Origin of the sequence: Streptomyces sp. NPDC059456 (assembly GCF_042750055.1) — a bacterium.
Lineage (GTDB): Bacteria > Actinomycetota > Actinomycetes > Streptomycetales > Streptomycetaceae > Streptomyces.
The window spans coordinates 1-8,151 of sequence record NZ_JBHYVA010000370.1 but is presented as its reverse complement, the minus strand read 5'-3'; the positions used below and the strand labels follow the sequence as shown (position 1 = coordinate 8,151).

Below are 8,151 nucleotides of genomic sequence, written 5' to 3'. Positions count from 1 at the left end.
GCCCGACGCCGTGCGACGACGCCGGGCCGCCACGGCCTCTAAGGGATCCTCGCGCCGAAGGGCCGTCCGGGGGGGGGGGGGGGGGGGAGTTGGAGCCGCGCCGCGGCGGGCGCGGGGGGGGCGGCCGGGGGGGGGGCCCCCGCCCCGGCGGGGGGGGGCCAACGACGGTATCGGCTTTCGAACGGCCGTACTTTAGTGCGGGCTTGTCCGGATTTGTCGACGAGAACGTAACAGGGGTTAGCGGGGCCGGGGCGAGCGGGAATCTCCGCCGCATGAACCACAACGCGCCCCTCCCCCTGGCCCACCTCACCGGCACCAGCCCCCGCGTGATGAGCCTCGCCCAGCTCCGCGAGCACGGCGTCAGCGCCTCCGACGCGGCCGTGCGGCCCTGGCAGGAGATCCTGCCGGGGGTGTTCCTCCTCCACCCCGGCGCGCCGACCGGCGAGGAGCGCCTGCACGCGGCCCTGCTGTACGCCGGCCGCCGCGGCGGGGAGGCCATGGTCACCGGTCTCGCGGCGCTCGCGCTCTACCGGTTCGCCTCGGCGCCCGTGCTGCACGCGCTCACGCAGATCGACGTGCTGGTGCCGCACACCCGCCGGCTGCGCTCCGTCTCCACCGTGCGGATCGTGCGCACGCACACCCCGCCCCGCCCGCAGGAGCTGACCGGGCTGCCCGTCGCCCCCGTGGCCCGGGCCCTGGCCGACGCGGTCGGGCAGCTCGCCGACGCCGGCACCGTACGCCGCCTGCTCAGCGAGGCGGTGCGCGGCGGGCACTGCGAACCCGCCGCCGTCGTACGGGAGCTGACGGTGGCCCGGCTGCTGAACCGCCCCCACGTCGTGGACGCCGTCGAGTCGCTGCTCGCGGAGGGCCGGGCCATCGCCGAGGACCGGCTGTACCAGCTCGTACGGGGCTACGAGCTCCCCGAGCCGGTCTGGAACGTGGACCTGCGGCTGCCCGGCGGCCCGCACCTGGGCGGGGTCGACGCGTTCTGGCCGGAGCAGTCCGTCGCGCTGGAGATCGACACCCGCGCGCCGCGGCAGGGCGAGGACGAGGAGTTCTCGGAGGCGGTCCGCAAGCGGGAGACCCTGGAGCGGCTCGGGGTGACCGTCCTGCACATCACCCCGCGCAAGCTCCGCGACTGGCCCGAGCAGCAGGCCGCGGTCGTGCGGACCGCCCTGACGGCCTCCGCGGACCGCGAGCCCGCCGCCTACCTGGTCGTACTCCCCCGGTGAGGCGGCAGCGCCGGGTTGGCCGGCGAGTACTCCGGGGTGCTCCAGCGCAGCCGCCCGGGGTGCAGGGCCTCCACCACGGCGTCGACGCGGAAGCGGACGGTCCGGCTGCCGTCCGGGCCGAACTCGATCCGGGCCCGCCCGCTGAGCTGGAGCACCGCCCCGCTCTCCCAGTCCGGGAACAGCAGCCCGGCCCGCGGATCGGCGGCCAGGTTCCCCAGGGTCAGGAACATGGCGTTGCCCGGATAGTCCGGCCAGGCCAGCTCGACCGGCGAGAGCACCTCGACGAAGCCCGGCATGCCGCCCCGGTGGCTGGCATCGGTCCCGTCCTCGGCGGTGGTGGCGACGAAGAAGGTGTCGGCGGCCCGGACGGCCCGCTCCTGGTCGGGGGTGAGCGCGTCCCCGAGCCGCACGACACCGGCCCCTTCGGCGACCAACTCCAGCGGCTGCCGCTTCTGCAGGTACTTGGGGCAGTTGGCGAAGACCCGTTCGGCCGCGACCGCGAACCCGCCCGCCGTCACCTCCACGGTCCCGTTGAGCCGCATCCGGCGCCGGGTGCGCGGGTCGAGGGCGATGGTCCCGACCCGGGTGCCGTCCGTGGCCAGCGCCCCGGCGAGCGGGTCCCCGGCCGGCGGTCCGCCGCGGACCGCCATCCGGTCCGGACCGGTGGCCCGTACGAACCCGGGCGGGCCGGTGAGCAGCGAGGCCCACAGCCGTCCCGCCCCGTCGGCGGCGCCGACGACCAGATGGGGCTGGAGCCCGAGGAAGGCCGCGGCGACGTCCTTGATGCCCGTGCCGATCGAACGGCCGACGTGATCGGCGAGATCGCGCACGCCGACGCGTTCCTGCACGGCCAGCGAGCCCTGGTGGTACCGGTCCATGATGCCGCCTCCTGTCGGAGCGCCTAGAAGAACCCGCAGGTCGGAGCCCCCGGGGTGGGAGCGGGCGACGTTTCGGCGCCGGCCGGTGCGGAGATCTCCAGGCGGGTGCCGTCGGGGTCATGGAAGAAGATCCCGCCGGAGGCCCTGCCCTCGCCGTGGGCGACGACCCCGTCGTACGCGAACTCCACGCCGAGCCCGCGCAGCCGCTCCTCGTACGCCCGGACCTCGTCGAGGGTCGGGGCGGTGAGCGCCAGGTGGTGCAGTCCTGCCGCGGTCGTGGCGTACCCGCTGTCGGCCTGCTGCCAGAGCGTGAGGACGAGTTCGCCGTCCTGTCCGAGGAAGGCGAAGCGGCGGCCCTCCTCCTTGCCCTCGCCCAGCAGCTCGAAGCCGAGGGCGTCCCGGTAGAAGGCGAGGGAGCGGGTGAGGTCGGTGACGTTCAGGCCCACGTGCCCGGTGCGCAGCTTGCTGATGACAGCCGTCACGGCTGCCCCCTTTCATCGGTTCCACGACTCAGGTTCTAACCTGCTACATCGAATTTAAAGGTTAGAGGCGTCAGCGTCAACCGGCCACGTACCCTTGAGGGGTTAGCAGACGCGCACGGAGGAGCGGCGAGATGGCGACAGAGGCGGCGGACCCCCGCCCCCTGACGGGCGAGCCGGTCTCCCTGGACCTGCTGAACACGCGCTGGATGCGGGAGGGCGAGATCACCGACCTCTTCGCCGGCGCCTTCGGGCTGACCCGGATCGAGGGGCTCTCGCTCTGGCTGCGCAGCACCGGGCTGGCCGACCGCTTCCGCGCCGACGCCGCGACGCTCGTCCACCTGCTGACCGCCCGCGAGGCGCTCGCCCGCGCGGTCGCGGACCCGGCCGACGAGAGCGCGCGCGCGCTGATCGACGCCGTCCTGGAACACGGGCGGATCCGGGCCACCCTGACCGCCGAAGGCCCCGGCGAGCGCGCCGAGTTCGCGGACCCGGCCTGGGGTCCGGCCTGGACGGCCGCCCGCGACTACCTGGAGCTGCTGGGCACGGCGCCCGAACGGATCCGCAAGTGCGCCTCCGAGACGTGCGTGCTGCACTTCCACGACACCTCGCGCAACGGCACCCGGCGCTGGTGCTCGATGTCCGTGTGCGGAAACCGGGCGAAGGCCTCGCGGCACTACGCGCGCACGCGCGTGCGCTGAGGGCCCGGAAGTTGTCACACCCGATCTGACGCCGAGCGGCGCAACATCCTCGCAATGAGGTCGGGAAGTCGATAAATCAACTCTTCACCCCCTGCGATTCGCACCCCTACGCCCCGGTACGGCCTCGATGGCGCATGCTCCGACCTGGCGAGTGTCCGCCATGTCAGGTCTCGGTCAATGACAACGCTCCCCAAACAGCTGTCACTTGCGCAAAGCTGACCGGTCATCCGGCACCGAAATCCGGACCGTATCTTTCACTTATCCAGGGATGCTGATGACCCTCGAATCCCCCAGCTCCATATCCGGGGCCAGACGCGTCGCGCGCGTCGCGGCCGCGGCCGGCCTGGTCGCCGCGCTGGCGACCGCGGGCGCGATGCCCGTGTTCGCGGCGACCGGCACCGGAAGCGGCACCCCGGGCACCGGCCCGGCCGTCAAGTCCGCCGACCAGAAGATGGGTTCGGCGGACGCCGAGCTGCTTCAGGAGGCCAAGGCCAAGGGTGACGCGACCGTCACCGTCATGATGGCCACCGCCCCGGGCCAGACCAAGCAGGTGGCGGACCAGCTCACCGCGGTCCAGGGCGCTTCGGTCGGCCAGACCAACGACAAGCTCGGCTACGTGCGGGCCACGCTGCCCACCGGCAAGGCCGAGGCCGCGCTGAAGGCGGCCGCCAAGCTGTCCTCGGTGCACGCCATGGACCTCAAGCACGAGATCCAGCTGTCGGACCCGCGCCCCGACGGCGGGAAGGACTCGGGTTCGGCGAAGAAGACGGCCTCCGAGACCTACCCCGGGCCGGACAAGAACACCCCCGCGAAGAACCCGTACAACCCGTCCTTCGAGACCGGCGCGGTGGACTTCGTCGCCAAGAACCCGCAGGCCGACGGCCGCGGCGTGACCATCGGCATCCTGGACTCGGGCGTCGACCTCGGCCACCCGGCGCTCCAGAAGACCACCACCGGCGAGCGCAAGATCGTCGACTGGGTCACCGCGACCGACCCGATCACGGACAACGACGCCACCTGGCGCGCGCAGATCACCCCGGTCACGGCCACGGGCGGCACCTTCGCCGCGGGCGGCCAGAGCTGGAAGGCCCCGGAGGGCTCGTACCAGTGGAGCCGCTTCAGCGAGTCGATCACCGCCACCGGTGACGCGAAGGGCGACGTCAACCGCGACGGCGACACCACCGACAAGTTCGGCATGCTGTACGACCCGGTGGCCGGCACCGTCCGCGTCGACACCGACCAGGACGGCGACTTCACGAACAACGAGCCGATGAAGCCGTACAAGGACGGCTACCAGGTCGGCTACTTCGGCACGGACAACCCGGCGACCGACGTCGCCGAGCGCATCCCGTTCGTGATCCAGATCCGCAAGGACGTCCCGATGGACCCGCTCGGCGGGGACTGGGTCGGCAAGAAGGCCGACTTCGTCAACATCGGCATCATCGAGTCCGAGCACGGCACGCACGTCGCCGGCATCACCGCCGCCAACAGCCTCTTCGGCGGCAAGATGAACGGCGAGGCGCCGGGCGCGAAGATCGTCTCCTCGCGCGCCTGCTCCTGGTCCGGCGGCTGCACCAACGTCGCGCTGACCGAGGGCATGATCGACCTCGTCGTCAACCGCGGTGTGGACATCGTCAACATGTCCATCGGCGGCCTGCCGGCGCTGAACGACGGCAACAACGCCCGCGCCGAGCTCTACAAGAACCTCATCGACACCTACGGTGTCCAGCTCGTCATCTCGGCGGGCAACGAGGGCCCCGGTGTCAACACCATCGGCGACCCCGGTCTCGCGGACAAGGTCATCTCCGTGGGTGCCGCGGTCTCCAAGGAGACCTGGGCCGCCAACTACGGCTCCGGCGTGACCAAGAAGTACGACATGTTCCCGTTCTCCTCGCGCGGTCCGCGTGAGGACGGCGGCTTCACGCCGACCATCACCGCCCCCGGCGCGGCCATCAACACCACGCAGACCTGGCTGCCCGGCTCCCCGGTGAAGGAGGCCGGCTACAACCTGCCGGCCGGCTACTCGATGCTCCAGGGCACCTCGATGTCCTCGCCGCAGGCGACGGGCGCCAGCGCCCTGCTGCTCTCGGCCGCCAAGCAGCAGCACGTCGCGGTCACCCCGGCGAGCCTGCGCGTGGCGCTCACCAGCACCGCGAAGAAGATCGCCGACGTCCCGGCGCACGCCCAGGGCGCGGGCCTGATCAACATCGTCGACGCGTGGGAGTCCCTCCAGCGCGGCGCGAAGGCCAACGAGTTCACCGTCAAGGCGCCGGTCGACACCGCGCTCGACCAGTTCCTGAAGACCCCGGGCTTCGGCACCGGCCTCTACGACCGCGAGGGCGGCCTGAAGGTCGGCCAGAAGAAGGTCTACGACGTCGTCGTCACCCGTACCACGGGCGTCAAGTACGGCACCCGGCACGACCTGAGCTGGCGCAACAACGACGGCACGTTCAAGGTCGTCGGCGGCTACGACTACGTCACGCTGCCGCTGAACAAGCCGGTCACCATCAAGGTCGAGGCCAACCCGAAGTCGGCCGGCGTGCACAGCGGCATCCTGCAGCTGGACGACGAGACCACCGAGGGCATCGACAAGCAGATCCTGACCACGGTCGTCGCCTCCACCCCGCTGGCGAAGCCGTCGTTCACGCTGTCGGACACCTCCTCGGTCCAGCGCAACAGCCACAAGTCGTACTTCGTCACCGTCCCGCAGGGTGCGAAGTCCCTCGAGGTCGCCCTCGGCGGTCTCGCGGCGGGCAGCCAGACGCGCTTCATCTCGATCCACCCGTACGGTGTGGGCGTCGAGGACAGCGCGACCACCCAGTGCTACCCGAACTACGACAACCCGGCCAACACCTGCCGCCCCGACCTGCGTTCGTACGAGAACCCGGCGCCGGGCGTCTGGGAGATCGAGGTCGAGTCGCGCCGTACGTCGCCGCTGCTCGACAACCCGTTCAAGCTCGACGTCAGCGTCCTGGGCGCGGGCTTCGACCCGGCGGTCAAGGTCCTTCCCGAGATCAAGCAGGGCACCCCTGCCCCGGTCCAGTGGACCGTCAAGAACGACGGTGCGGCCATCACGGGCGGCAAGCTCCAGGGCGGCCCGCTCGGCTCCGCGAAGGTCGCCAAGCCGACCATCGCCAACGGTGAGACCCAGACCAGCACCATCACCATCGGTGCGGGCGTCTCCCGCCTGGACGTGGCCATCGGCGGTGTCTCCGACACCGGTGCCGACCTCGACCTCACCGTCCTCAAGGACGGCGTGAAGGTGGGCTCCTCCGCCGACGGCGACTCCGAGGAGGCCGTGACCCTGCTCAACCCGGCCGCCGGCACCTACACCATCGAGGTCGCCGGTTACGCGGTTCCGTCCGGCTCCACCACGTACAACTACCGCGACGTGTACTTCTCGTCCGCCCTGGGCTCCGTCCAGGTCGACGGGGCCGCCGCGGTGAACCTCGCCAACGGCGCCTCGGCGTCCGTCACGGCGAACGTCCTCGCCGCCGCTCCGGCCCCCGAGGGCCGTCAGTTCTTCGGCGAGGTCAAGCTGCTCAACGGCCGCGGCACCGCCGCCGGCACCGGCAGCGTCCAGATCGAGAAGGTCACCCCGTAATCCCACGCGGTGCACACCGGAGGGGCGGCGCTCACCGAGCACCGCCCCTCCGGGCTTTTCCCCTCCCGGGGCCTGCGGCTACCTGCCCAGCGAGCTCAGGTCCTGGGCGTAGGTGCCGACCGCGTGGGCGATGACGTCCAGGTTCGTGTCGAAGGCCTTCAGGTCCAGGTTCTCCAGGGTGTCGCCCGCCCCGTGGTAGTTCGGGTCGTACGGGGCGCCGGCCGTGCCGCCGTACCGCCGGGCCTGCTCGGCGGTCTTGACGCCCTCGGCGCCGGTGAAGGTGCCGCCGGCCGGGATGCCGTTCGCGATGAACGGGCCGTAGTCGGAGCGGCCGTCGAAGTCGCTGCCCTCGTGCGGCTTGCCCTTCTCGTCGAGGAAGCCGTTGATGAGCGCCTCGATCTGCGCCGAGCCGGCCGGTCCGGCGCCCTCGCCGGTCTTGTCCGAGTCGTCGCCGTCGTAGACGAACTGCACCGGGTTCGGCGAGGCGATCATGTCGAAGTTCAGGTAGAGCGCGATGTCCTTCTTCTGCTGCGCGGACAGCTGCGCCACGTAGTGCTCGGAGCCCAGCAGGCCGAGCTCCTCCGCCGACCACCAGGCGAAGCGGACCTTGTTCGCGGGCCCCTTGCCCTTCTTGTTCGCGCCCTCCCCGGCGAGCTTGAGGGCCACCTCCAGCAGGCCGGCCGAGCCGGAGCCGTTGTCGTTGACGCCCGGGCCCTCGGGGACCGAGTCCAGATGGGCGCCGACCGTGACGACGCGGTCGGCGCGGCCGCCCCGCGTCTCCGCGATCACGTTGCGGGTCGTCTTCTTCACGTGCTCCTGGTCCAGGTCCAGGCGTACGGTCACCTCGCCGCCGGCGGCGGCCGCGGCCAGCGCCTCGCCGTCGGCGAGGGTGATCCCGGCGCTCGGGATGATCCCCTCGGCGGGCGAGGAGAACCCGCCCCGGACCGGGGTGGTGCCGCTGTGGTTGTAGACGATCATCCCGGCCGCGCCCGCTGCGGCGGCCGCCTTCTGCTTCTCGGCGAAGGTGCACGCACCCCGCTTGACCAGGGCGATCTTCCCGGTGAAGGCTCCGGCCGGATAATCGGCGGCATCGCAGCCCGGGGTCTCGTCGGCCCGGGCGAGGGCGATCGGGGCGGTCAGCCCGCCGGCCGGCGTCGACGGGGTGAAGGTGAAGGCCGCGGTGGGCAGCTCGCGCGGCGCCGCACCCAGGACGGCGGCCCGCTCCGTCTTCGTGTGCGCCTCGAAGACGTCGAAGTC

Annotated in this window: 6 protein-coding genes; 3 read left to right on the top strand and 3 right to left on the bottom strand. The window is 72.0% G+C overall.

Annotated elements, in window-relative coordinates; genetic code table 11:
- The first annotated feature begins 272 nt into the window (after window positions 1-272).
- Complete coding sequence (locus tag ACFXA3_RS27065; RefSeq protein ID WP_385190956.1) at window positions 273-1,232, top strand: hypothetical protein; 960 nt, start codon at window positions 273-275, stop codon at window positions 1,230-1,232.
- On the opposite strand, the gene ACFXA3_RS27060 is transcribed toward ACFXA3_RS27065, so the two are convergent.
- Both ACFXA3_RS27060 and ACFXA3_RS27055 read right to left on the bottom strand, forming a co-directional pair.
- Window positions 1,208-2,110, bottom strand: a complete 903-nt coding sequence (locus ACFXA3_RS27060) for a pyridoxamine 5'-phosphate oxidase family protein (RefSeq protein ID WP_385190955.1) — start codon at window positions 2,108-2,110, stop codon at window positions 1,208-1,210. The genes ACFXA3_RS27065 and ACFXA3_RS27060 overlap by 25 nt on opposite strands.
- Window positions 2,111-2,133: 23 nt before the next feature.
- Window positions 2,134-2,592, bottom strand: a complete 459-nt coding sequence (locus tag ACFXA3_RS27055) for a VOC family protein (protein ID WP_385190954.1) — start codon at window positions 2,590-2,592, stop codon at window positions 2,134-2,136.
- Window positions 2,593-2,723: 131 nt separating this feature from the next.
- On the opposite strand from ACFXA3_RS27055, the gene ACFXA3_RS27050 reads away from it, so the two are divergent.
- On the top strand, window positions 2,724-3,290 hold the full coding sequence (locus ACFXA3_RS27050; RefSeq protein WP_385190953.1) for a CGNR zinc finger domain-containing protein: 567 nt from the start codon (window positions 2,724-2,726) through the stop codon (window positions 3,288-3,290).
- A gap of 274 nt (window positions 3,291-3,564) precedes the next feature.
- Window positions 3,565-6,894 (top strand): S8 family serine peptidase, encoded by a 3,330-nt coding sequence (locus ACFXA3_RS27045; RefSeq protein ID WP_385190952.1) that lies wholly within the window; start codon window positions 3,565-3,567, stop codon window positions 6,892-6,894.
- Between the two features lie 78 nt (window positions 6,895-6,972).
- On the opposite strand, the gene ACFXA3_RS27040 is transcribed toward ACFXA3_RS27045, so the two are convergent.
- Window positions 6,973-8,151, bottom strand: a 1,179-nt coding sequence (locus ACFXA3_RS27040; RefSeq protein WP_385190950.1) for a M28 family metallopeptidase, incomplete at its 5' end; no start/stop codon positions are given.

Bases quoted from the DNA above. Each gene is read 5' to 3' on its own strand.
- ACFXA3_RS27065 (WP_385190956.1), top strand. From the start codon at position 273: ATGAACCACAACGCGCCCCTCCCCCTGGCCCACCTCACCGGCACCAGC.
- ACFXA3_RS27060 (WP_385190955.1), bottom strand. From the start codon at position 2,110: ATGGACCGGTACCACCAGGGCTCGCTGGCCGTGCAGGAACGCGTCGGC.
- ACFXA3_RS27050 (WP_385190953.1), top strand. From the start codon at position 2,724: ATGGCGACAGAGGCGGCGGACCCCCGCCCCCTGACGGGCGAGCCGGTC.
- ACFXA3_RS27045 (WP_385190952.1), top strand. From the start codon at position 3,565: ATGACCCTCGAATCCCCCAGCTCCATATCCGGGGCCAGACGCGTCGCG.